Raw genomic sequence first — 23,914 nt, 5'->3', positions numbered from 1 at the left:
GCCCGAATGACAAAAAGGGCACGGCGCTTGCGGCGCCGTGCCCTTTCGCATTCCTGTCGCTGGCCTCAGCTGTAGATCTCGAACAGGCCGGCGCCGCCCTGGCCGCCGCCGATGCACATCGTCACCACGCCCCACTTCGCCTTGCGGCGGGCGCCTTCCTGCAAGAGGTGGCCGGTGAGACGGGCGCCGGTCATGCCGAAGGGATGGCCGATCGCGATCGAGCCGCCGTTGACGTTGTACTTGGCGGGATCGATGCCGAGCTGGTCGCGGCAATACAGGCACTGGCTGGCGAAGGCCTCGTTGAGCTCCCACAGATCGATGTCGTCGATCTTGAGGCCGGTGCGCTTCAAGAGCTTCGGAATCGCGAACACCGGGCCGATGCCCATCTCGTCGGGCTCGCAGCCGGCGGTCGCCCACGCGACGAAGCGGCCGAGCGGCTTCAGCCCGCGCTTCTCCGCATCCTTGGCTTCCATCAGCACCACGGCGGCGGCGCCGTCCGAGAGCTGGCTGGCATTGCCGGCGGTGACGAACTTGCCGGGACCCTTCACCGGCTCGAGTTTTGCCAATCCTTCCATCGTGGTGTCAGGGCGATTGCACTCGTCGCGATCGACGACGTAGTCGACGATGCTCTCGGCCTTGGTCTGCTTGTCGACGACCTTCATCTTCGTCTTCATCGGGACGATTTCGTCCTTGAACTTGCCGGCCTGCTGCGCCGAGGCCATGCGGCGCTGCGATTCCAGCGAGAACTCGTCCTGATATTCGCGGCTGAGCTTGTAGCGCTCCGCGACGATGTCGGCGGTGTCGATCATGGCCATGAAGATGTCGGGGGCGACCTTGAGCAGCTCCGGATCGACCGATTCCTTCGGCGTGGCACCGCCCGGAATCGAGATGCTCTCGACGCCGCCAGCGACGATGCAGTCCGCGCCATCCGAGCGGATCGAGTTGGCGGCCATCGCGATGGTCTGAAGCCCCGAGGAACAGAAGCGGTTCACCGAGACGCCGGCGGTGGTCTTCGGCAGCCCGGCGAGCAGCGCGGCCTGGCGGCCGATGTTCGGCGCGCCATGGGCGCAATTGCCGAGATAGCAGTCCTCGACATAATCCTTCTCGACGCCGGCGCGATCGACGGCGTGCTGGATGGCGTGGGCAGCCAGCGACATCGGCGGGGTGATGTTGAACCCGCCGCGGCCGGATTTTGCCAGGCCCGTGCGCGCATAGGAAACGATGACGGCTTCACGCATTGTTTTCTCCCTTGTCGAACGATTTGAACGGAACGTAGTTACGAGGCGTTCTGGGCGCCATTGGTACACAAAGTCAGCAGATCGCGGGAAAATAAAAATGCCGCCCCCGGTGACGGAGGCGGCGTTGTTCCGCGGGTCGGAATATCAATGTGAGCGTCACTCTATCCACACGTCATGCCCGGGCTTGTCCCGGGCATCCACGATCTTGGTCATGCGTGGGAAGGCGTGGATGGCCGGGACATAGGCGAGCGAAGCGACGCCGTCCTTTGGACGGCTATGCCCGGCCATGACGACGGTGAGAGTTCAGAACGTCAGCGCCTTGGCCTGCTTGACCTGCGGCAGGGCCTGCACCTTGGCGAGCAGGTCCGCCGGCACCGCGCCGTCGACCTCGACCAGCGCGATGGCATCGCTGCCGGGCGCGACGCGGCCGAGATGGAAGGTGGCGATGTTGATCTTGGCGTCGCCGAGCAGGCTTGCGAACTTGCCGATGAAGCCCGGCTTGTCCTCGTTGGTGACGTAGATCATCGACTTGCCGAACTCGGCATCGACGCGGATGCCCTTGACATCGACGAGGCGCGGCTTGCCGTCGTGATAGACGGTGCCGGAGACCGAGCGCTCCTGGCGTTCGGTCGCGACGGTGACGGTGATCAGGCTCTCATAGTCGCTCTGGGCGGCGCGCACGATCTCGTCCACCACCATGCCGCGCTCCTTGGCGACGACGGGTGCGGAGACGACATTGACCTCGCCCAGCATCGGCCGCAGCATGCCGGACAGCACGGCGGAGGTGATCGCCTTGATCTTCATCTCGGCGACATGGCCCTCATAGGTGATCTCGACCTTGAGGATGCCGGTCTCGGTGAGCTGGCCGGCGAAGGAGCCGAGCTTCTCGGCAAGCGCGATGAACGGCTTCAGCTTCGGCGCTTCTTCGGCCGTGATCGAGGGGAAGTTGACGGCGTTCGAGATTGCGCCGGTGAGCAGGTAATCCGACATCTGCTCGGCGACCTGGAGCGCGACGTTCTCCTGCGCTTCGGTCGTGGACGCACCGAGATGCGGCGTGCAGATCACGTTGGGATGTCCGAACAGCACGTTCTTGGTCGCGGGCTCCTCGACGAACACGTCGAAGGCGGCGCCCGCGATCTGCTTCGCGTTGAGCGCATCGACCACCGCCTGCTCGTCGACGAGGCCGCCGCGGGCGCAGTTGATCAGGCGCACGCCCTTCTTCATCCTGGCGATCGCGGCCGCGTCGATGATGTTCCTGGTCTTGTCGGTGAGCGGGGTATGCAGCGTGATGAAATCGGAGCGCTTCAGCAGGTCGTCAAGCTCGACCTTCTCGACACCGATGTCCTTGGCGCGCTCCGGCGAGAGGAAGGGATCGAACGCGACCACCTTCATGCGCAGGCCGAGCGCGCGGTCGGCGACGATCGAGCCGATATTGCCGCAGCCGACGACACCGAGCACCTTGCCGGTGATCTCGACGCCCATGAAGCGGTTCTTCTCCCACTTGCCGGCCTGGGTCGAGGCGTCCGCCTGCGGGATCTCGCGGGCCAGTGCCAGCATCAGGGTGATGGCGTGCTCGGCGGTCGTGATCGAATTGCCGAACGGCGTGTTCATCACGATGATGCCCTTGGCCGTGGCGGCGGGGATCTCGACATTGTCGACGCCGATGCCGGCGCGGCCGATCACCTTCAGCTTCGCCGCCTTCTCGAGGATCTTGGCGGTTGCCTTGGTCGCCGACCGGATCGCAAGGCCGTCGTAGTTGCCGATGATCTCGGCCAGCTTGTCCTTGTCCTTGCCGAGGTTCGGCTGGAAGTCGACCTCGATGCCGCGATCCCTAAAGATCTGTACGGCGGCGGGCGAGAGCGCGTCGGAAATGAGAACTTTGGGTTTGGTCATGGGGATGTGTCCTTCACCGTCCCTGAGGGAGGATCGGCCCCGAGGGCCGGAATGAGGAATTGCGCAGAAGCACTTTGCTCTCCCTCTCCCCGTTCTTACGGGGAGAGGGTTGGGGTGAGGGGCAGCCACAGGCGAGGTGCTCGTGGAGAGAGTCCCTCACCCGGATCGCTGCGCGACCCGGCCTCTCCCCGTAAGAACGGGGAGAGGCGAAGAAAGCAATCACGCTGCCTTGGGCAGAGCGGCCTTGGTCTCGGCAAAAGCCCAGTCGATCCACTGCGTCAGCAGCTCGACGTCCCTGGCTTCGACGGTGGCGCCGCACCAGATGCGCAGGCCGGCCGGCGCGTCGCGGTAATAGGCGAAGTCGTAGCCCGCGCCTTCCTTCTCGACGAGAGCCACCAACTTCTTCGAGAACTCCGCTTGCGCGTCCTCGGACAGCGACGTGATCGCGGGATCGGTGAACTTGAGGCACACCGAGGTGTTGGAGCGGATCGAAGCGTCCTTGGCGAGGAAGTCGATCCAGGGCGTCTTCGCCTTCCAGTCGGCGAGCACCTTGGTGTTGGCGTCCGCACGCGCGATCAGCGCCTTGAGGCCGCCGATCGACTTGGCCCAGTTCAGCGCATCGAGATAATCCTCGACGCAGAGCATCGAGGGCGTGTTGATGGTCTCGCCGACGAAGATGCCCTCGTTGATCTTGCCGCCCTTGGTCATGCGGAAGATCTTCGGCAGCGGCCAGGCCGGCTTGTAGGTCTCGAGCCGCTCCACCGCGCGGGGCGACAGGATCAGCATGCCATGCGCGGCCTCGCCGCCGAGCGCCTTCTGCCAGGAGAAGGTGACGACGTCGAGCTTCGGCCAATCAAGAGCCTGCGCGAATGCGGCAGACGTCGCGTCGCAAATGGTTAGGCCTTCGCGGGTTGCGCTGATCCAGTTGGCATCAGGCACGCGCACGCCCGAGGTGGTGCCGTTCCAGGTGAAGACGACGTCGCTCTTGGGATCGACCTTCGACAGATCGGGGATCTCACCGTAAGCCGCGTTCAGCTTGGTGACGTCCTTGAGCTTCAATTCCTTGACGATGTCGCTGACCCAGCCCTCGCCGAAGGATTCCCAGGCGAGCGTGGTGACGGGGCGCGCACCGAGCAGCGACCACAGCGCCATCTCGACCGCGCCGGTATCGGAGGCCGGCACGATTCCGATGCGGTAATCGGCGGGGACCTCGAGCACTTCGCGCGTCAGGTCGATGGCGAGCTTGAGCTTGGTCTTGCCGATCTTCGCGCGATGCGAGCGGCCGAGCGCTGCGTCCTTGAGATTTTGGGCGTTCCAGCCGGGGCGCTTGGCGCAGGGACCGGAGGAGAAATGCGGCACGGTCGGCCGCGAAGCGGGCTTCGCTACAGTCATGATCTACCCTTCCAGATAGTAAGCCTCCCGTTGGGGGGAGGTGTCCCGCCGCGGCTGATACGGGAATCGGGAAGACCAGTCAAGGAAGTTCCGGGGCCTCACGTGCGAGTGATGGCGCCTCGGGTGCGATCTCCGGGGATTGGACGACGGCGAGCGCATTCAGCAAGTCCGTGGCATCGCTGATCAATTGCGCGGCCCTGCGCCGGCTGCCGACCTTCAAAATGCATTTGTCATGGACCTGCACGACGTAATCGTTGCCGACCTTGATCATTGAATAGCTTGTCATCGAAATCCCCGAACCAACCGAGCCCGGTGCCAGAAGCTGCCGTAGCACTGTTCGTTCCCGATTCAACGTGAACGACGGACGGGTAGTTTACCGCCCATTAAGATGAACGAATGCGCGATCCGAATTTGCTGATCGTGCAAGGCTCGCGGGAAGCTGCCTCAAAAGCGGACAGTCATGCCCACATGACTCGCGGCAAATCCGAGCCGCTTGTAGAAGCGCTGCGCGTCGACGCGGGTCTGATGCGTCAGCAGCTCGACGAGATTGCAATTGCGCGCCTTCGCTTCCGCGACCGCCCATTGCACCAATTGCTCGCCGATGCCGCGGCTGCGACAATCGGAAGCAACGCGAACGTCCTCGAGCAGGCCGCGCACGCCGCCTTGGGAACTCAGGCCCGGCAGGATCGCGAGTTGCAGGCAGCCGACCACCCTGCCCGCGCTCTCGGCAACGACGAGCGTGAGATTCGGATCGCGCTCGACCCGCGCGAATGCGTCGTAATAGGACGCGGGCAACGGATCCTCCACGCGCTCGCGCGCGCGGCCGAGATGATCGTCGGCGAGCATCGCCACGATCGCGGCGACGTCCTCGCGGCGCGCGGGACGGATGGAAACGGTTTCGGCATTCATGTCAGACAACTCCGCACCTCAGCGCGCCGGCGCAAGGCCGAGAAACGCTTCGACTTCGCCGATCCAGCGGCGGACGGACGCATGGCGGCCGAGATCGAAGCCGCCTTCATGCGCGAGGCGCGTATAGGCGAGCAGCGACACGTCGGCGAGCGAAACCTCATCGCCGGCGAAGAAGCGGCTGCCGGAGAGATGCTGCTCCATGCGGTCGAGCGCCGCATAGCCGCGCTTGACCTTCTCGGGATCGAGCTCGGATGCGTCCTTGCCCAGGTAGACCAGGAGGAAGCGGCACACCGCGATATAGGGCTCGTGGCTGTACTGCTCCCAGAACAGCCATTCGTCCATCTTGGCCGCGGCAAAGGCGTCGCGCGGAATGAGCGTACTGTCGCGGGCGAGATAGCGGATGATGGCGTTGGACTGTGCGAGCGTGCGGCCGTCGTCGAATTCAATGGTCGGCACCTGGCCGGCGCCGTTCATCCTGAGGAATTGCGGCGTGCGCGTCTCGCCCTTGCGCGTGTCGATCTCGATCCACCGGTAGGGCACTGCGAGCTTGTCGCAGACCCACTTCACCTTCAGGCAGTTTCCGGAATTGCCGTCGCCATAGATCTTCATCGCTGCCGCCCCGCCTTCGGGCGACAGAGCATCAGGACAGAGGGAATCTGTCAACAGGAAGCGGACGGCTCAGAACTTGTATCCGAGCCCGACGCGCGCGTTGTTCAGCGTGACCTGCGTGTTCATGACGGGCGAGAATCTCACATACTCGTATTCCACGCGCGCGAACAACCCGTCCCAAATGCAATATTCGAGCCCGAGGCCCGCGGTCCAACCCACAGCGAAAGTGTTGGTCCTGTGCTGGCTCTGAGTCTGCGACTGCACCGGAACAGCATACGTATTGCTCGTGGTCGTCGTAACGCCGCCGATCGTTGTCGATACGACCTGCGTGAGCGTCACGTCGCTCGTCACCGTGCGGGAGACGTCCATTCGGCCAACCGCGGCGCCGAAGAAGGCGTACGGCATGAAATCGCCGCCATCCCAGCCTACGCGGCCACGGAGCGAAATCATGTCCTTGACCTTCGCCGCGGCGGTGCCGATCAAGGTCACGTTGTAATTGTTGGTCGTGCCCTCTGGCGGGTTATCCCCGGGCGGGTTGGTGATAACGAGCGAGTTGTAACCGCTGGTCTGCGTGTAGAGAGTGTCGAAGTAGCTGTAGGTGCCTTCAAGACCGAGAATGGCATCGTACCATTGCCAATTGCGGCCAATGAAGCCGCCGAAATTGACGCCTTGCGTGTTGGCCTTGTTCAGGAGCGACCAGTTCGCGGTTGGTTGCTGCAGGACGCTGTCGCGGAAGATGTAGTTGGTCAGGCCGACCACGCTCTGGCTGAAATCGGTCGCGTCGGTCGTGTAGCCGGCGTTGCCGCCGATATAGACGCCATCCCAATTGCGGGTCGTCTTCGACAGGCCCTCGGTGTAGCCGCCGCGCAGGACGGGCAGATCCGGCATGTCGGCCGCGTGCGCGGCAGACACCGTCCCCAACATCGCCGCCCCCAACAAAAGCCCACGCATCGCAACGCTCCATCGACACTAACTTTCGCCCGTGATCATGGCTCGTTAACCTTAACCAATGGTTGCGGTAGGCAATTTCGTCAGTGCGAGCCGTGAAAAATACGCAAAGCAAAACGGCGCGGGATGATCCCGCGCCGTTAAGAGACGTTAAGCGATGAGGCCGACGATCAGCCCTTGGTGACGAGCGGCGGCGGCATGTAGGCCGGCGGGCTGCTGAGATCCCAGCGCACGCCGAGCTTGATGTCGTGCGAGGTGATGTCCTTGATCTTGATCGAGGTCGGGCCGGAGGCACTGTTGTCGAACAGGCGGTAGTTGCCGGGCGCGGCGTCGCCGAGGTCCATGTAGCTGTAGGCCAGTTCGACCGTGAAGCCGGGGTTGACCTTGTAGGCGAGACCGGCGTGAGCGGCCCAGGCGAAGTTCCACTTTCCGTTGTCGGCGAAGTAAGCAACGCTGTTGTTGAGCCCCGGGCTGTACGAGACGCCGTCGTCGCGGAAGCCGCTGATCTTGTTGTAGGAGCCGCCGACACCGGCGCCGATGAACGGCGTAATGCACCACCAGGTGCCGAGGTCGACATAGGCGTTGGCCATGACGACCCACTCGGACTTGCTGCCGCTGTAGTTGTTGGAGCCGACGAAGCCCGGCCCGATGACGTTATCGGCACCATGCAGGGTGGCCTTGCCGCGGTACTGGCCGATCACGTCTGCACGGAACCAGTTGTTGAAGCGATAGCCGACGCCGAGACCGAACAGCGGCGACGAGTCGAAGCCGAACCCCTCCGTCGTCTTCTGATACCCGGCCGGCAAGGCGGCGTCGATGCTCTTGGCGCGCTGGTTGGTCATGCCGATGTCGCCGCGCAGATACCAGCCGCCGAAATCGGCGGGCGGGGCGGGCGGCGCGTACATGGGAGGGGGCGCCGCGATCGGCATATCGGCGGCGAACGCCATCGACGAGATCAGGGTTGCCGCACCCGCGGCAAGGAAAGACTTAACGCTACGCATTGCTTCGTCCTTTTGGCCGGTGAGGCAAAGACGGGCGCCCCACGTTCTGGAAACTCACGACCCGGACGATGGCAGCAAATGTTTAAGCGCCACTTAACCCTAATTTTTAAGGTTGATTTTTTCTGTACCCACACGCCGATGCGGCGGCAGCGTTGCAAAAATGCGGCGCGGGGCTGGCCGCATTTCCTAACGATGTATGAAGCTGCAATGCAGCGAATAGTAATGCGTTAACGCGCGTGCCGCGGCAGCTTGGGCAGGAACACCGCGAGCAGCCCGATCGCCGGCAGCCAGGCGCAGACCTGGTAGACGAACTCGATCGAAGTATGGTCGGCGAGCTTGCCCAGCACGGCTGCCCCGAGACCGCCGATGCCGAACGCGACGCCGAAGAACACGCCGGAGATCATGCCGAAGCGGTGCGGCACCAGCTCCTGCGCGAACACGATGATCGACGAGGTCGTCGAGGAGATGATCAGGCCGATGACGACGCTGAGCACGGCGCTGGCAACGAGCCCGGCGTAGGGCAGCGCCAGCGTGAACGGCAGCGCGCCCAGGATCGAGATCCAGATCACGATCTTGCGGCCGAAGCGGTCGCCCAGGGGGCCGCCGAGAAACGCACCCACGGCGTTCGCGGCGAGGAAGATGAAGAGATAGATCTGGGCTGCCTGCGTCGACACGCCGAAACGATCGATCAGGTAGAAGATGTAGTAGCTCGACAGGCTCGAGACGTAGAGCTGCTTCGAAAACAGCAGTCCGACCAGCACCGCCAGCGCCACTGCGACGCGGCGCGAGCTCGGCGCGTCGGGATGGGCCTGAACCGTGGCCGACTTCCTCGCCTTGATCTGCGGCGCATACCAGTTGCCGATGCGCCAGAGGATGAGGATCGCGAGGAACGCGATCGAGGAGAACCAGGCGATGCTGCCCTGACCGAACGGCACCACGATCAGCGCGGCGAGCACCGGTCCCATCGAGGTGCCGAAACTGCCGCCGAGCTGGAACACCGACTGCGCAAAACCGTAGCGGCCGCCGGACGCGAGCCGCGCGATGCGCGCCGACTCGGGGTGAAACACCGCCGAGCCGAGGCCGACCAGGGCGGCAGCGACGAGGATGACGAGATACTGGTGCGCGGCGCTGAGCAGCAGCAGGCCGAAGAAGGTCGAGGCCATGCCGATCGCCAGCGAATAGGGCTGTGCCTTCTTGTCGGTGTAGTGCCCGACCACCGGCTGGAGCAGCGAGGCCGTGAACTGGAAGGCCAGCGTGATCATGCCGATCTGCGCGAAGTCGAGCGCATAGGTGTCCTTCAGGATCGGATAGACCGAGGCGATCAGCGACTGCATGGTGTCGTTGAGGAAGTGCGAGACGCTGATGCCGGCGAGCACGACGTAAGCCGGCCCTGCCGCCTTGGCGGCGGCGGGCGACACGTCGCTGACGACGACGGGCTCGGTCAGCGTTGCCTCGGAGACGACGACAGGCTTGTTCAATGGAGCGATCCCGGCGGGCGCGGCGAACCGCCGCATCCGCTAGTTACGACGCAAGCGGCGGTCGAACCACCGTCAATCGTCGATGGCTGGGATGCGCGGGTGTTCCCGCCGCTTACCCTCCCCTGGAGGGCCCTCCAGGGGAGGGTAAGAAAAACATCAAGCCGCGGCCTGGCCGAGCGCCAGGACGATGGTGTCGACGACGTCCTCGACCAGGATGCGGTCCTCGCCCTCGCCCATGACGCGGATCACGGGCTCGGTGCCGGAAGAACGGATCAGCAGACGGCCGTGGCCGTTGAGGCGCATCTCTCCGTCGGAGATCGCCGACTTGACGTCGGAATCGTCGAGCGGCTTGCCGCCCTTGTGACGGACGTTCTTGAGGATCTGCGGCAGCGGGTCGAATCGGTGGCAGACCTCCGAGACCGGCCGGCGCAGCTTCTGCACCACGGCCAGCACCTGCAAGGCAGCCACGAAACCGTCGCCGGTGGTGGCGTAGTCGGAGAGGATGATGTGGCCGGACTGCTCGCCGCCGAGATTGTAGCCGCCGTTCAGCATCTGCTCGAGCACGTAGCGATCGCCGACCGGCGTACGCACGAGATCGAGCCCCTGCCCTTTCAGGAAGCGCTCCAGGCCGAGATTGGACATCACGGTGGCGACGATGCCCGGGCGCGACAGGCGTCCGTCCTCCTTCCAGCTCTGCGCGATCACCGCGAGCAACTGGTCGCCGTCGACGATGTGGCCGCGCTCGTCGACCAGGATGACGCGATCGGCGTCGCCGTCCAACGCGATGCCGATGTCGGCGCGCATCTCGCGCACCTTCTTCGACAGCGCTTCCGGCGAGGTCGAGCCGCATTCCTTGTTGATGTTGAAGCCGTCGGGCTCGACGCCGATCGGCACGACGTCGGCGCCCAGCTCCCACAGCGCCTCCGGCACCACCTTGTAGGCGGCACCGTTGGCGCAATCGATCACGACGCGCAGGCCGTCGAGCGACAGATCGCGAGGCAGCGTGCGCTTGGCGAATTCGATGTAGCGGTCGTGCACACCGTCGATGCGGCGGGCGCGGCCCAGGCTCGCACTTTGTGCCAGCCTCCTGTCGAGAGATTCGTCGAGCAGCTGCTCGATCTGCTTCTCGACGTCGTCGGAAAGCTTGAAGCCCTGCGGGCCGAACAGCTTGATGCCGTTGTCCTCGAACAGATTGTGCGAGGCCGAGATCATCACGCCGAGATCGGCGCGCATCGACTTGGTCAGCATCGCGACCGCCGGCGTCGGCATCGGGCCGACCAGCAGCACGTCCATGCCGACCGAGGTGAAGCCTGCGACCATCGCGTATTCGATCATGTAGCCGGACAGGCGGGTGTCCTTGCCGATCACGACCCTGTGGCGGTGGTCACCGCGCTGAAACGCAAGGCCTGCGGCCTGGCCGACCTTGAGCGCGAGCTCCGGCGTGATCAGTCCGTTGGCGCGGCCCCGAATCCCGTCCGTCCCGAAATATTTGCGGCTCATATCGTCCCCCAAAGGCAACAACCAGGGGATCCCCTCTACAACCACGGGATGCCCGAAAGGGCCCCGCATCCCTGATTTGCTGGGGTTCTTATAATGCTATCGCGGCTAACTTGGCTTCAAGAAATATGATGAATCATTACGGAACCGGGCGCGGTACCGGCTCAGTAAGATCTTGTTAACACTATATTTCCGGCCGAAGCGCGGTGCCGAGGCGGAACCCGCCCCTACCGGGTGCGCTTCACATGGCCGTCCTCGCGGCTCGGCGCCGGCTGGGTGACATTGACGGGATCCGAGCCCGGAAACGTTTCTTCCAATCCCTCTTCCAGCGCCTCCTCGAGATCGTGCTTCTCCTTGATCTCTTCCGGCGAAGGTCCAGCGTGCGGCCTCGTCATCGCGCCCTCCTGCAAAACGTCCTGCAAACGACTTGGCTATGCATCCAACCATGCTAGATGACCCCGAAATCTTCCGATGCAAGACTTCCAAGCAAGACGGGCCGGGGAAAAGACATGAAGCACATCACCTGTATCGATGATCTTCGCGCGCTGCATCAGCGCCGCGTGCCGAAGGCGTTCTTCGATTATTGCGACCGCGGCTCCTATGCGGAGGAAACGCTGCGCGCCAACCGCGAGGACATGCAGGCGATCAAATTCCGCCAGCGCATCCTGGTCGACGTCTCCAAGCGCGACACCTCGACCACGATCCTGGGCGAGCCCGCGACCATGCCGCTGATGCTCGCGCCCGTCGGCCTTCTCGGCATGCAGCACGGCGACGGCGAGATCCACGCCTGCCGCGCCGCACAGGCCGCCGGCATCCCGTTCACGCAATCGACCATGTCGATCTGCTCGATCGAGGACATCGCCGCCAATGTCGAGAAGCCGTTCTGGTTCCAGCTCTACGTGATGAAGGACCGCGGCTTCATCAAGGCGTTGATCGAGCGCGCGATCGCGGCCAAGTGCAGCGCATTGGTGCTGACCGTCGACCTGCAGGTGATCGGCCAACGCCATGCCGACATCAAGAACGGCATGACGGTGCCGCCGGAATGGTCGCTGTCGAAGCTGCTGGACTTCGCCAGCAAGCCCGCCTGGGTCTCCGGCGTGCTGCAAGGCAAGCGCCGCACCTTCGGCAATCTCGCCGGTCATCTGAAGGTCAGCGACGACATCACCTCGCTATCGACCTGGATCAGCTCGCAATTCGACACCTCGCTGAACTGGAACGACATCGACTGGATCCGCTCGATCTGGCCGGGCAAGCTGATCCTGAAGGGCATCCTCGACGTCGAGGACGCCGAGCTCGCCGCAAAGACCGGTGCGCAGGCGATTGTGGTCTCCAACCATGGCGGCCGCCAGCTCGACGGCGCGCCGTCCTCGATCGAGGTCCTGCCCGAAATCGTCGACATCGTCGGTGACAAGATGGAGATCATGTTCGACGGCGGCATCCGCTCCGGCCAGGACGTGATGCGCGCGCTCGCGCTGGGTGCAAAATCCTGCATGATCGGCCGCGCCTATGCGTATGGCCTCGGTGCCGGCGGCCAGGCCGGCGTCGCCAAGGCGATCGACATCATCCAGAAGGAGCTGCTCACGACCATGGGCCTGTGCGGCGTCAACCGGATCGACGAGATCGACGATCATATCATTGCGATGTGAGCATCGAGGCGCGGAAGCCGCGCCTCAATCACCGCTGTCGTCCCGGACAAGCGTAGCTTCTGGCGACGCGTAGCGTTGTCGGGAGCGGAGCGCAGATCCGGGACCCATAGCCACAGGCAGGTGTGGTGACGGGGGCTCGGAGTGAACTGCTTCGCGCGACAACTTCATCCTGGGGTTATGGGTCCCGGATCTGCGCGCGCCTTCGGGCGCGCTTGTCCGGGACGACGAGGGAATTTGTGGCGGTAGCTGCGTGCACCCCCCTCACATCGGCGGCGCCAGGCCGTCGCGGCCGACGCTGACGCGGTTGGTCTCGAACGAGCCGTCGGGCAATTGCTTCATGAAGGCGATGACCTTCGCACCCGGCTTCAACTCGGATTTGTCGCTCGGCACGAAGGTCACCACCGGCGTGTTGTCGGCGACGAACACCTTCTTCTCGCCGTCCTTGTACTTGACCAGCAGCGTGTGACCGTCATTGCCGACGACGCTTTCGGCCACGGTCGCATTGGTCATGCTGGAGTTCGGCTTGAGGTCCCAGGGCCGGGAGCCCTCGCCGGTGCCGCGCATGCTCTCCGGAAACACGTGAACCTCGACCGCGTTCTGGCCGCCGTCCGGTCCCGGCACGGTGGTCGCACCGATGAACGAACCCGGCTTGATGTCGGCGAGTGAGATCCTGGTGATCCCCGAGACGTTCACGTCGGAGGCGATATGAAGCTTGACGTCTTCACCGCTGCGCGACTTGACCTGCATGGTGTCGCCATTGACGCTCTCGATCGTGCCGCGCACGCGCGTCGGCACCGGCGCCCTCTGGGCAAAGGCGCAGTAGGTTGAGACGGCCACCATCGCGACGGCGATCAGCGGACGTGTGAAAGTTGCACGTTGAACAGGCATGACGATCTCCGATTGCCCCACGACGGTAGAACTCCAGAGATGGTGTGCTATTCGCCGAGCCCCTCTCAAGTCTTTGTGAGATCGGCCTCGACCAATGCGCGCAGCTCGGCCGTGACCTCGGGCCGGCGGCCGAACCACAGCTCGAAGCCGCGCACCGCCTGATGCAGCAGCATGCCGAGCCCGTCGGCGGTCTTCAGGCCGCGCGCCGTTGCTGCGGCCAGCAGCGGCGTCACCAGGGGAACATAGACGAGGTCGGCGACGACCGCCGCCTGCGGCAGGCGCGCGACGTCAACATCGAGCGGAGGCTGGCCATGCATGCCGAGCGAGGTCGTGTTCACGAGAAGTTTCACGCGCGGCAGCACGTCGCCGATCGCGTCCCAGGACAGCGGACGCACGTTCGGCCCGAACTGCCTTGCCAGCGCCTCGGCCCGTTCGACGGTGCGGTTGGCGACATGCACGCATCTGATGCCGCGTTCCAGCAGGCCGAACACCACCGCGCGCGAGGAGCCGCCGGCGCCCAGCACCAGCGCCTGCTCGGCCGCGCCCCAGCCGGGCGCGCCGGCGTCGAGATTGTTGATGAAACCTTCGACATCGGTGTTGGTCGAACGCAGCTCGCCGTCGGCAAACCACAGCGTGTTCGCGGCGCCGACCGCCTTTGCGCGGGCGTCAGGCGTCGACAGCGCCAGCACGGCTTCCTTGTGCGGGATGGTAACGTTGGCCCCGACGAAGCCGCGGAGCGACAGCCGCAGCACGAAATCGCGCAGATTCTCGGGAGGCACCGCCTCGATGACGTAGCCGCCTGCAATGCCGAGCGTGCGCAGCCAGTAATGATGGATCAGCGGCGAGCGCGAATGCGCGGCCGGCCATCCGATCAGACAGGCTGCGGGAGTTCTTGGCGCGGTCATCTTTCCCTCGGGTCGTTTCCGAGGCGATCCATTTCGCGTCGCGCCCGCTCTGTCAAGCGTACGTCGTCAGCTCGCAGCGGCCTCGTCGGCGGCCCGGCTCTTGATGTCGGCGATGGCGCGCTCGAGGCTCGTGCGATAGCGCGCGCGCGGCGGCGTCACGCCATGGGTGAGCAGCGCGCGGCGGACCGTGGGCGAGGCTCCCGTGATGAACAGCTTGATGCCCTGGCGGTGCGCCTTGGCGGCGACGCGGCCAAGCACGTTGGCCGCGGTCGAATCCAGGAACGGCACCGCGGCGAAATCGACCACGAAGGCCTTGCGCTTGTCGGCGATGCCATCGAGCACGCCGCCGATCGCCGAGGCCGCGCCGAAGAAGAACGCACCGGTGATGCGATAGACCAGCACGTCGCGGTCGACCGCGAGGGCGGAATCGTAGGGAACGCGATCGCCATTGCCATCGTCGGGGCGATCGGCCGCCACCAGCGGCGTGCGCTCCTCGATGCCGGTCATCTCCGCCATGCGGTGGATGAACAGCACCGCGCCGAGCGCGAAGCCGACCAGGATGCCCTCGGTGAGATCGCGGAAGACCGTGAGCAGGAAGGTCGCGAGCAGCACCACGGCATCGCCCCATGACGAACGCAGGAGCGTGGCGAATTCGTGCTTCTCCGCCATGGTCCAGGCCACCACGACCAGCACCGAGGCGAGCGCGGCCAGCGGAATGTAGCTCGCCAGCGGCGCCGCGATCAGCATGAACAGCAGCAGGAACACGGAGTGCAGCATGCCCGCCATCGGTCCGTGCGCGCCGGCGCGGATGTTGGTGGCGGTGCGTGCGATCAGGCCGGTGACGCAGATGCCGCCGAACAGCGCCGAGCCGATATTGGCCGCGCCTTGCGCCACCAGTTCGCAATTGGAGCGGTGACGGCGGCCGGTCATGCCGTCGGCGACCACCGCCGACAGCAGCGATTCGATGGCGGCCAGCAGCGCGAAGGCGATCGCATCCGGCAGCACGGCCCGGGCCTTCTCCAACGAGAACGCGGGCAGCGCCGGCGAGGGCAACTCGCGCGGAATGCCGCCGAAGCGAGAGCCGATGGTCTCGACCGGGAGCGACAGCACGCTACTGGCGACCGCCGCAAACACGACCGCGATCAGAATGCCGGGCCAAGACGGCCGCCAGCGGCGCAAGCCGGCGATGATGGCGATGCTGACGATGGCGACTGCGACGGCGGACGGATTAACGGTGTCGAGGCCGCCGGCGAGCGCGACGAGCTTTGGCACGAACTCGCTGGGCTCCCTCCCTGCGAGCGTGATGCCTGAGAGATCGCGGAGCTGGCTGGCGAAGATGATCACGGCGATGCCGGCGGTGAAGCCGACCGTCACTGGATAGGGAATGAACTTGATGTAGGTGCCGACCCGCAACAGGCCCGCAGCGACCAGGAACAGGCCCGCCATCATGGTGGCGAGGATGACGCCATCGACGCCGTGCCGCTCCGCGGTCGCCGCGACCAATACGATGAACGCGCCCGCAGGCCCGCCGATCTGGAAGCGGCTGCCGCCGAGCAGGGAGGCGATCAAGCCGCCGACAACGGCGGTATAGAGACCGCGGTCCGGCGTCACGCCCGAGGCGATCGCGATCGCCATCGACAGTGGCAGCGCGACGATCGCAACCGTCAGGCCGGCGAAGACGTCGGCACGGAAATCCGCGATGCCGTAGCCTTCGCGCCAGACGGTGACGAGTTTCGGCAAGTACAGTTCGGCAAAGGTCGGCTGACGCAGCTGGTGCAGCCGGCTTGCCTGGTCGGTCGTGATGCTCATGCCCACAATGCTCCACAGCACCGTGCGCCCCTTCGTTGCCGAGGTGCGACGATGCGCTAGCCCATCCTGATCCCGGGCACGATCAACGCGCGATCATGCTCCGACGCGGCGCGGCTGCCCCGGCTCCTTCAGGCGAACGCCACGCCCGCCGCCGTCGCTGCGGGCCTGCTCGCCGATCAGCTCGACGCCGGCCCGGTCGAACGCCTCGACCACCTTGATCAGGGTTTCGACTACGCCACGAACATTGCCGGTGCTGGCCTCCATCCGCTGGATGGTCGGCAGCGAAACGCCGGCGAGCTCGGCCAAGGTTTTCTGGTCAATGCCGAGCAGCGCGCGGGCTGCCCGCATCTGGAATGACGTGATCACCTTGGCCTCACTTACCAGAACGCATAAATGATATCTAGTGCATATACAATGATATAAAATACATCATCCCGCGGCGAGCGCAAGTGGCTGCCCGTCTGTCTCCTCCGTCATTGCGAGGAGCTCTTGCGACGAAGCGATCCAGGCTATTTCCGTAGAGACAGCCTGGATTGCTTCGCTTCGCTCGCAATGACGGTGGTTTGGGCGCCGGCCTGAATGAGACGCCGAACTCGCGGAGGCAGCCCCAACCCGCCCTCGCCCCGTAAGAACGGGAAGAGGGCGTGAGAGAGCGGTGCCTCCCTTACTGTCCGTCTGTCACCGCGCGAGCGGCAGATTCACGCCGCGTGCTGATGCGCGGCGATGATCTGGTCGGCGGCGCGGCCGGTGACCTCGGCCATGTGGTCGAACTGGCGGGTGAAGCTGCCGGCGCCGGCGGTGGCCGAGCGCAGCTCGACGATCAGTTCCCCGATTTCGGCTTCGGGCATCATGGCGCGGACGCAGTCCCAGCCGCTCCAGCCCTCGCGGGTATCGAAGCCGAGAATCTGGCCGCGCCGCGCCGACAGGATCGCGTTGATCTTGGCTGTGGCGTCGGTCGGGCAGACGATCTCGACCATGTGGATCGGCTCCAGCAAGACCGGCTGGCATTGCGGCAGGCCTTCGTTGAGCCCGATCCGCGCGGCCGTGCGGAAGGCGAGATCGGAGGAGTCGACGCTGTGATAGGAGCCGTCGGTCAGCGTCACCTCCACGTCGGTAACGGGGAAGCCGAGCGGGCCGCGGGCCAATCCGTCGACGACGCCTTCTTCCACCGCCGGGATGTAGTTGCGCGGCACCGCGCCGCCCACGACCTTCTCGCCGAACCTGAAGCCGTCGCCGCGCGGCAGCGGCCTGATGTCGAGCACGACGTCGCCGAACTGACCGTGGCCGCCGGACTGCTTCTTGTGCCGCCCGCGCTGGGTGATCGGCTTGCGGATGGTCTCCTGGTAGCCGATCCCCGGCGGATGCGAGGTGACCTTGACGCCGAAGCGGTCGCGCAGCCGCTCACCCGCCACGCGCAGGTGCATCTCGCCCTGCCCCCACAGCACGGTGTCATGGGTCTTGGCGTTCTGCACGACGACGAGTGACGGATCCTCCTCATGCAGCCGCGCCATCGCCTGGCCGAGCTTGACGTCGTCCTTGCGATCGACGGCGGCAATCGAGATCGCGAGCACCGGCGGCGTCGGCTCGATCGTGATCAAGGCCGCGGGCGGCGTCTTGCCGTTCGACGCCGTATCGCCGGTCTTGATCGCATCGAGCTTGGCGAGCGCCACCGTGTCGCCGGCTTCGGCCGAGGCACGCTTGGTGTCGTAGGCGCCGTTGACGGCGAGGACGCCGGAGACGCGCCCCAGGCCCCCGGAGGCGGATTGCAGCGTCGCTCCGTCGTCGAGATGGCCGGCAAGCAGGCGTGTCAGCGACAGCTTGCCGCCGTGCTGCGAATGCACTGTCTTGAAGACGTAGCCGAGCGCGTCCTTGGACTCGGGGACGCCGAGACGCTTCGCCGTCTCCGCGATGCCGGGCGCCTCGTGGCGCAGCGCCTTCATCAGGCGCAGCACGCCGTTTTCGCGCGCAGCCGAGCCCAGCAGCACCGGGCAGATCAAGCCTTCGCGCAATTCGCGGGCGAGATCGTCGAACACGGCATCGCGCGGCGGCTGGATGTCCTCGAGAAGTTGCTCCATCAGCGCATCGTCGTGATCGGCAAGCTTCTCCAGCATCGAGAAGCGGGCTTCCTTCTCGCGATCGAGATCGCCGCCTTCGAGCGCCATCACCTCGGACGCCTTGTGCTCGCGATAGATGAAGGCGCGTTCCAGCGCGAGATCGACGAAGCCCTCGATCAACTCGTCCTTCCAGATCGGGATCTGGCGCAGCACCAGCGGCACGCGCGAGGCGGGCTGCAGCATGGCGAGCGTCTCGCGGATGCGCTGGCTGGCGCGATCGATCTTGTTCAGGAACAGGAAACGCGGGATCTTCAGCTCCTCCAGCTCGCGCAGGATGATCTGAAGCTGCGGCAGCTTCTTCTCGTCGGCCTCACAGACCACGATTGCGGCATCGACCGCGGGCAACGCGGCGCGCATGTCGTGGGCAAACTCGACGGAACCGGGACAATCGAGGAAGGTGTAGCTGTCGCCCATGAAATTCGTGGTCGCGGCGGTCAGCCCGACGGTCATCTTGTGCTGACGGGCCTCTGGCGTGGCGTCGCCGACGGAGGTTCCGGCATCGACGCTGCCGGCACGCGGGATCGCGCCCGTTCGCGCCAGGATTGCGTCTAAAAGTGTGGTTTTACCGCTTTGGAAAGGGCCCACCAGCGCGATGCACCGTGGACCTCGGGGACTTCTGACGTCTTGTCCCATTCGCCGCCTCCTTGGTGTGGAGCTCGGCCCATGATTGGGTCGGCAAGCGCCGATGCTCTGCCCGTCCCCGAGATTTGGCAAGCGTCAAAAGTCGCTGCGGTGCGTCGTCAGTAAAATCGCGCCGCTTCGCGCGGCGCGATCACACGCGAAAGTGTTACCGCCCCGGACGCAGTTCCAGGCTTTCGAGTCCGGCGGCGATGTTGAGGCCGACCTGGCCCTGCACGCTGAGCGGCTGGAGCGCGATCGAGTTGTTGGAGCCGCCGACCAGAACGTTGCCGCCGAGACCGACGCCGACCGAGGCGCTGCCCTGCGCACCCGCGTAATTGCCGGAGAGGTCGCCGGGGCCGAGCCGGTCGACCGGTGCGAACACACCCCAGGCCAGGGCCGTCTCCTGGGTAATGCCGATGTCGAGGCCGACCTTGCGGATGGTCGCGACATAGCGGTCATCGGGCAAGCCGTCGGCGCGCAGCACGCAGCCGAGATGGGTCACCGAACCCACGATGAAGCCGACACTGGCGCCGCCGCGGCACTCGAGCACGCCGACCCGCGTCATCCGCTGCTGCGCGCTGCCGCTCGCGACGGTGGCAAGAAGGCTGGCGGCAGTGAGCCCTGCGAGGAGGAATGAACGGCGCATGAATGTCTCCGGCGATGATGTGATGCGAGCAGAGAGAGCGCCCCACCCGTGTTGCGTGATGGTCTATGCCACAACAGCCGTGGTGGTGCCAGATCGCGCACGACGAATTGGTGCGCTGTCTTCCTTCTCCCCTTGTGGGAGAAGGTGGCATAGGCGGCCTTCGGCCGCCGTTCAACAACGCCGAAGCGGAGCTTCGGCTATGGCGCCGGATGAGGGGTTGTCTCCGCGAATTGAACTGGCAGACGGACTCGCGGAGAGAGAACCCCGTCTCGCCGCTTCGCGGCGATCCGCCCTCTCCCACAAGGGGAGAGGGGTTCACCGCATTCCGCGAGAGCCTCAGCGCAGATTGCCGCAGAAGCGCTGGATGCGCTTGCAGGCGTCTTCGAGGTCCGAGGTCTTGGTCGCGTAGGAGATGCGGAACGCAGGTCCCAGGCCGAAGGCCGAACCCTGCACCACGGCGACGCCTTCGGTCTCCAGGAGCTCCGTGACGAACTGCTCGTCGTTGGAGATCACATTGCCCGACGGCGTTTTCTTGCCAATGGTGCCGGCGCAGGACGGATAGACGTAGAACGCGCCTTCGGGGCGCGGGCACTCGATGCCGCTCGCCTGGTTGAGCATGGAAACGACGAGGTCGCGGCGCTCCTTGAAGACCTTGTTGTTGGCGGGAATGAACTCCTGCGGACCGTTCAGCGCCTCGACCGAGGCCCATTGCGCGATCGAGCACGGGTTCGAGGTCGATTGCGACTGGATCGTCGCCATCGCCTTGATGAGATGCGCCGGACCGCCGGCATAGCCGATACGCCAGCCGGTCATGCAATAGGCCTTGGAGACACCGTTCACGGTCAGCGTGCGGTCGTACAGACCCGGCTCGACCTGCGCGACGGTGGTGAACTGGAAGTCGTCATAGACGAGATGCTCGTACATGTCGTCGGTCATCACCCAGACATGGGGATGCTTCACCAGCACGTCGGTGAGCGCCTTCAGTTCCGAACGCGTGTAGGCAGCTCCCGTCGGGTTCGACGGCGAGCACAGGATGACCCATTTGGTCTTCGGCGTGATCGCGCGCTCGAGCGCCTCTGCCTGGAGCTTGAAGCCGGTCGCCGCGGTGCAGACCACCGGCACCGGCTCGCCGCCGGCGAGCGCGACCATCTCGGGATAGCTGACCCAATAGGGCGCGGGAATGATCACCTCGTCGCCCGGATTGATGGTCGCCATCAGCGCGTTGTAGAGCACCTGCTTGCCGCCGGTGCCGACGATGATCTGGTTCGGCTTGTAGGCGACGCCGTTCTCGCGCTGAAACTTGGCGATGATGGCTTCCTTCAGCTCGGGGATGCCATCCACCGCGGTGTACTTGGTCTTGCCGGCCTCGATGGCGTGGATCGCCGCCAGCTTGATGTTGGCGGGCGTGTCGAAGTCGGGCTCGCCGGCGCCGAGGCCGATGACGTTGCGGCCAGCCGCTTTCAGCGCGCGTGCTTTATCCGTGACCGCGATGGTCGCGGACGGCTTCACACGGTCGAGCGCAGCGGCAAGGAAGGACATCATCATCTCCTGGCGAGCGTCGTGAAGCCTTTCGCCTCACGACTCCAATTGTGGGAATGAGCCACCCTAAAACGTGTGCCGCTGCGCCGCAAGAAACTTCGGCCCGATCTCGAAAAAGATTGCCGATTTCCGGCGTTTCGGAGCGCCCCGACCGCAATGTTCCGTAACTTTGCCGGCCAAATTCCTCATATCCGGCAAGGCCTGTCCTCGGAGCAATTTTGCATGACCGGGCTTGTCCGCCCAGTCACGTACTTCTTGCCATGTGGCAACACGTGAATGGCCGGGACAAGCCCGGCCATGGCGATGCGTGGGCACTGGTCCGTCCGATCGTCGATACGATCCCTACCCACTTGATGATCTCGCCGAGCAATGCCCGCGTTGACGCAAGCGTGAGCTGAATTGCATGCTCGCGCGGAAATGATCTTCCGCAACGTTGCAGTGCGGCAGGGTTTTCGAGTTTTTCTATTGGCCGGCTCTTGCGGCGGATTCGCATCGGCATCATTGTTTAGCCGCCTCGCGGGGGCAACGATCGCCGCGTCTTCACGTCCTCGGATTCGAACTGCAGAATGTACAAGCTCTATTCGATGCAACGCTCGGGCAACAGCTACAAGGTCCGCCTTGCGCTGGCGCTGCTCAACCTGCCTTACGAAGCGGTGGAGGTGGACATCCTGCGCGGCGAGAGCCGCACGCCGGACTTTCTCAGCAAGAACCCGTCGGGACAGGTGCCGCTGCTCGAGGTCGGCGAGGGCCGCCATCTCGCCGAGTCCAATGCCATTCTCTGGTACGTCGCCGTCGGCACGCCGCTTGCGCCGGAAAACCGCATCGATCGCGCCGAGGCGCTGCAATGGATGTTCTTCGAGCAGCACGCGCTCGAACCGAACATCGGCGCCGCCTATTTCTGGCTGTCGCTGGTCAAGGGTGGCCGCGATCTCCAGACCCATTCGCTGGAGGACTGGATGGAGCGCGGCTATGGCGCGCTCCAGGTGATGGAGAACCATCTCAAGACCAACGCCTATTTCGCCGCGCGCCAGCTCACGGTCGCCGACATCGCGCTGTATGGCTACACCCACCTCGCCGACCGTTGCGACTTCGATCTTTCCACCTTCCCGGCGATCCGGGACTGGCTCGCGCGCGTCGAAGCCGCGCCCGGCTTCGTGACCATGGACTGGCGCCCAGCCGACATCGACGACCCCGCCAGCATCGCGGCGGGCGCCTGACGGCGCCGCGCCTGCGCGAATAGCGGGCACAAGGGCCCGTTTGCCGCAATCTCGCCATTTTTGGCGCGATGGCCGCCGCAATATTGCCGGTTGAAACTGGGAAATTCCGGAAAGTCGCGGGTGATTCGCTCGCGTGTTGAAGGATTTAGACCATGATGCGGGCGTCCGGCACGGCAGGCTTTCAGAGCCCATCCGCTACCGTCGCGTCTTCCCGGCTCACCCATGCGGTCGCGGCCTCGCTCGCCGTCGCCGCGCTCTCGCTGTGCCTGATCGTCACCCTGACGGTGCTGTCGACCAAGGCGACCATGGCGATGGGCCTGCCGGTCTGATTCCCGTTTCATCCTGGACCTGCCTTCAGGGCGCCGCGCGGCCCGCGCCGACCGGCATCGCGACAGGACGTCGATGAAATCACCTGTGGTAGTCGTTGCAATCACCCTGACCGCGGCCATCCTGGTCGCGGCGTCGCTGTTGATCATCGTCGGCACGCGCAAGGGCACGGGGACGTCGACCCTGAATGCGCCCACGCTGCAACAGCGCGTCAAGCACGCGCACATGGTCTAAAATCATCGGAAAGCTTGAGGGTTGCACGCAAGCGCGCCTTAAGCACGCCTCACGAAACCGCATCGCAGTCACGCAACAATCAGTCAGTGTTGCGGCCTGACCTCGTTCGGAAGGAGCGAGACTGGCCCATGCGGCTCGGATGGCGTGCGATCTCCGGTCCGGTGCTGACGGCAGCCGCCCTGCTGCTGGCGACGCTGTTCGATCGCTTCATCCCAACCCCCTCGCCCGCGCCGCTGCTGGTCTGCATCGTGGCTCTCGCCGGCGCGCTCGCGGGGCTCGCCTCCGCCATGACGACGGCCGTTGTCGCAGTGATCGGCGCGGCGCTGTTCTTCCTCAACCGCCACGGCGTTTCCGGCTATGGCGCCGCCGATCTGGTCCGGCTCGGTCTCCTGACCGTCACGGCTGTCGGCACCGCCGGCATCACCGGCCTGATGCGCGAGCGGCTGCTCGGCACGGTCGCGGCCGAGCGCCGGAGCCACGCCACGGCCGCGCGGCTGTCGGCCGCGCTCGACCAGGTGGATATCGGCATCGTGCTGCTCGATGCCGAGACCCGGGCCGAATTCATCAACCGCGCGTTCCGCGATTATTTTGCACTGCCCGACCAGATCGCCGAACGTAAGCCGCCCTTCATCGCGCTGATGTATCACGGCCGCGACATCGGCGCGTTCGAGCTGCCGGAGGACGAACTCGGCACCTTCATCGCGCGCCGCATGGAGATGGTGCGGGGCGGCGATGCCACGCCGATCAACATCAAATTGAGCAACGGCGAGGTGCTGCGCTTCGTCTGCACCGCGCTGCCCGACGGTGGACGCATGCTGAGCTACACCCCGGTGACCGACCTCGTGCGCCACACCGACGAGCCATCACGCGCCGACTACTACCGCTCGCTGCGCGACCCCGCAAACCGCAAGCTGACCCGCTACCTGCGCATCGCGGAGTGACGCGACGGCGCGATTGATCGGCAGTGCGACCATCACGTATGAAGGACGCTTCATCGATCGCG

Annotated in this window: 23 protein-coding genes; 5 read left to right on the top strand and 18 right to left on the bottom strand. The window is 65.2% G+C overall.

Annotation, left to right across the window (positions count from 1 at the left end; genetic code table 11):
* Positions 1-65: 65 nt before the first annotated feature.
* The 11 genes from IVB23_RS26080 to IVB23_RS26030 form a co-directional block, all read right to left on the bottom strand.
* A complete protein-coding gene (locus IVB23_RS26080; protein ID WP_197967554.1) occupies positions 66-1,238 on the bottom strand; it encodes an acetyl-CoA C-acyltransferase in 1,173 nt (390 codons plus the stop codon).
* 303 nt (positions 1,239-1,541) lie between these two features.
* A complete protein-coding gene (gene serA, locus IVB23_RS26075; RefSeq protein ID WP_247800506.1) occupies positions 1,542-3,131 on the bottom strand; it encodes a phosphoglycerate dehydrogenase in 1,590 nt (529 codons plus the stop codon).
* A gap of 219 nt (positions 3,132-3,350) precedes the next feature.
* Complete coding sequence (locus IVB23_RS26070) at positions 3,351-4,523, bottom strand: phosphoserine transaminase (protein ID WP_197967552.1); 1,173 nt, start codon at positions 4,521-4,523, stop codon at positions 3,351-3,353.
* 79 nt (positions 4,524-4,602) lie between these two features.
* Entirely contained in the window at positions 4,603-4,794 is a 192-nt protein-coding gene (locus IVB23_RS26065; protein ID WP_247800505.1) for a hypothetical protein, read from the bottom strand.
* Between the two features lie 173 nt (positions 4,795-4,967).
* Entirely contained in the window at positions 4,968-5,432 is a 465-nt protein-coding gene (locus IVB23_RS26060; protein ID WP_061877477.1) for a GNAT family N-acetyltransferase, read from the bottom strand.
* A gap of 18 nt (positions 5,433-5,450) precedes the next feature.
* Complete coding sequence (locus IVB23_RS26055) at positions 5,451-6,041, bottom strand: glutathione S-transferase family protein (protein ID WP_247800504.1); 591 nt, start codon at positions 6,039-6,041, stop codon at positions 5,451-5,453.
* A gap of 69 nt (positions 6,042-6,110) precedes the next feature.
* A complete protein-coding gene (locus tag IVB23_RS26050; RefSeq protein ID WP_061877475.1) occupies positions 6,111-6,992 on the bottom strand; it encodes an outer membrane beta-barrel protein in 882 nt (293 codons plus the stop codon).
* 167 nt (positions 6,993-7,159) lie between these two features.
* Positions 7,160-7,990, bottom strand: coding sequence for an outer membrane beta-barrel protein (locus tag IVB23_RS26045; RefSeq protein WP_061877474.1), 831 nt, complete (start codon positions 7,988-7,990; stop codon positions 7,160-7,162).
* A gap of 227 nt (positions 7,991-8,217) precedes the next feature.
* Positions 8,218-9,468 carry an MFS transporter gene (locus IVB23_RS26040; RefSeq protein ID WP_247800503.1) on the bottom strand — a complete coding sequence of 417 codons (1,251 nt, stop codon included), beginning with the start codon at positions 9,466-9,468 and terminating at the stop codon, positions 8,218-8,220.
* Positions 9,469-9,624: 156 nt separating this feature from the next.
* Complete coding sequence (gene glmM / locus IVB23_RS26035) at positions 9,625-10,968, bottom strand: phosphoglucosamine mutase (protein WP_061877473.1); 1,344 nt, start codon at positions 10,966-10,968, stop codon at positions 9,625-9,627.
* Positions 10,969-11,192: 224 nt separating this feature from the next.
* A complete protein-coding gene (locus tag IVB23_RS26030; RefSeq protein WP_165935878.1) occupies positions 11,193-11,360 on the bottom strand; it encodes a hypothetical protein in 168 nt (55 codons plus the stop codon).
* 114 nt (positions 11,361-11,474) lie between these two features.
* On the opposite strand from IVB23_RS26030, the gene IVB23_RS26025 reads away from it, so the two are divergent.
* Entirely contained in the window at positions 11,475-12,611 is a 1,137-nt protein-coding gene (locus tag IVB23_RS26025; protein WP_247800502.1) for an alpha-hydroxy acid oxidase, read from the top strand.
* Positions 12,612-12,872: 261 nt separating this feature from the next.
* Here IVB23_RS26025 and IVB23_RS26020 read toward each other — a convergent pair whose 3' ends face one another.
* From IVB23_RS26020 to IVB23_RS25990, 7 genes are all read right to left on the bottom strand, one after another.
* Complete coding sequence (locus IVB23_RS26020; RefSeq protein ID WP_061877502.1) at positions 12,873-13,499, bottom strand: hypothetical protein; 627 nt, start codon at positions 13,497-13,499, stop codon at positions 12,873-12,875.
* A gap of 65 nt (positions 13,500-13,564) precedes the next feature.
* The gene (locus IVB23_RS26015) at positions 13,565-14,404 is read right to left on the bottom strand and encodes a shikimate dehydrogenase (RefSeq protein WP_247800501.1); all 840 of its coding nucleotides are present in this window, start codon (positions 14,402-14,404) and stop codon (positions 13,565-13,567) included.
* 66 nt (positions 14,405-14,470) lie between these two features.
* Positions 14,471-16,213: a SulP family inorganic anion transporter gene (locus tag IVB23_RS26010; protein ID WP_247800500.1), complete on the bottom strand. Its 1,743-nt coding sequence runs from the start codon at positions 16,211-16,213 to the stop codon at positions 14,471-14,473.
* Between the two features lie 93 nt (positions 16,214-16,306).
* Positions 16,307-16,579 (bottom strand): helix-turn-helix transcriptional regulator, encoded by a 273-nt coding sequence (locus tag IVB23_RS26005; RefSeq protein ID WP_124160417.1) that lies wholly within the window; start codon positions 16,577-16,579, stop codon positions 16,307-16,309.
* A 332-nt stretch (positions 16,580-16,911) separates the two neighbouring features.
* Entirely contained in the window at positions 16,912-18,960 is a 2,049-nt protein-coding gene (locus IVB23_RS26000; RefSeq protein WP_247800499.1) for an elongation factor G, read from the bottom strand.
* A 154-nt stretch (positions 18,961-19,114) separates the two neighbouring features.
* Entirely contained in the window at positions 19,115-19,594 is a 480-nt protein-coding gene (locus tag IVB23_RS25995) for a DUF992 domain-containing protein (protein WP_061877466.1), read from the bottom strand.
* Between the two features lie 336 nt (positions 19,595-19,930).
* Complete coding sequence (locus IVB23_RS25990; protein WP_247800498.1) at positions 19,931-21,133, bottom strand: pyridoxal phosphate-dependent aminotransferase; 1,203 nt, start codon at positions 21,131-21,133, stop codon at positions 19,931-19,933.
* 566 nt (positions 21,134-21,699) lie between these two features.
* Between IVB23_RS25990 and IVB23_RS25985 the strand changes: the two genes are divergently transcribed.
* The 4 genes from IVB23_RS25985 (at position 21,700) to IVB23_RS25970 (ending at position 23,852) form a co-directional block, all read left to right on the top strand.
* Positions 21,700-22,350, top strand: a complete 651-nt coding sequence (locus tag IVB23_RS25985; protein ID WP_197967545.1) for a glutathione S-transferase family protein — start codon at positions 21,700-21,702, stop codon at positions 22,348-22,350.
* A 152-nt stretch (positions 22,351-22,502) separates the two neighbouring features.
* Positions 22,503-22,679 carry a hypothetical protein gene (locus IVB23_RS25980; protein ID WP_162832045.1) on the top strand — a complete coding sequence of 59 codons (177 nt, stop codon included), beginning with the start codon at positions 22,503-22,505 and terminating at the stop codon, positions 22,677-22,679.
* A 73-nt stretch (positions 22,680-22,752) separates the two neighbouring features.
* Complete coding sequence (locus IVB23_RS25975; protein WP_061877464.1) at positions 22,753-22,911, top strand: hypothetical protein; 159 nt, start codon at positions 22,753-22,755, stop codon at positions 22,909-22,911.
* Positions 22,912-23,039: 128 nt separating this feature from the next.
* On the top strand, positions 23,040-23,852 hold the full coding sequence (locus tag IVB23_RS25970) for a PAS-domain containing protein (RefSeq protein WP_061877463.1): 813 nt from the start codon (positions 23,040-23,042) through the stop codon (positions 23,850-23,852).
* Positions 23,853-23,914 lie beyond the last annotated feature (62 nt).

This window comes from Bradyrhizobium sp. 191, assembly GCF_023100985.1.
In the GTDB taxonomy this organism is placed as follows: domain Bacteria; phylum Pseudomonadota; class Alphaproteobacteria; order Rhizobiales; family Xanthobacteraceae; genus Bradyrhizobium; species Bradyrhizobium diversitatis.
The sequence above is the reverse complement of the archived record's forward strand: the minus strand, read 5'-3'. Positions and strand labels throughout refer to the sequence as shown.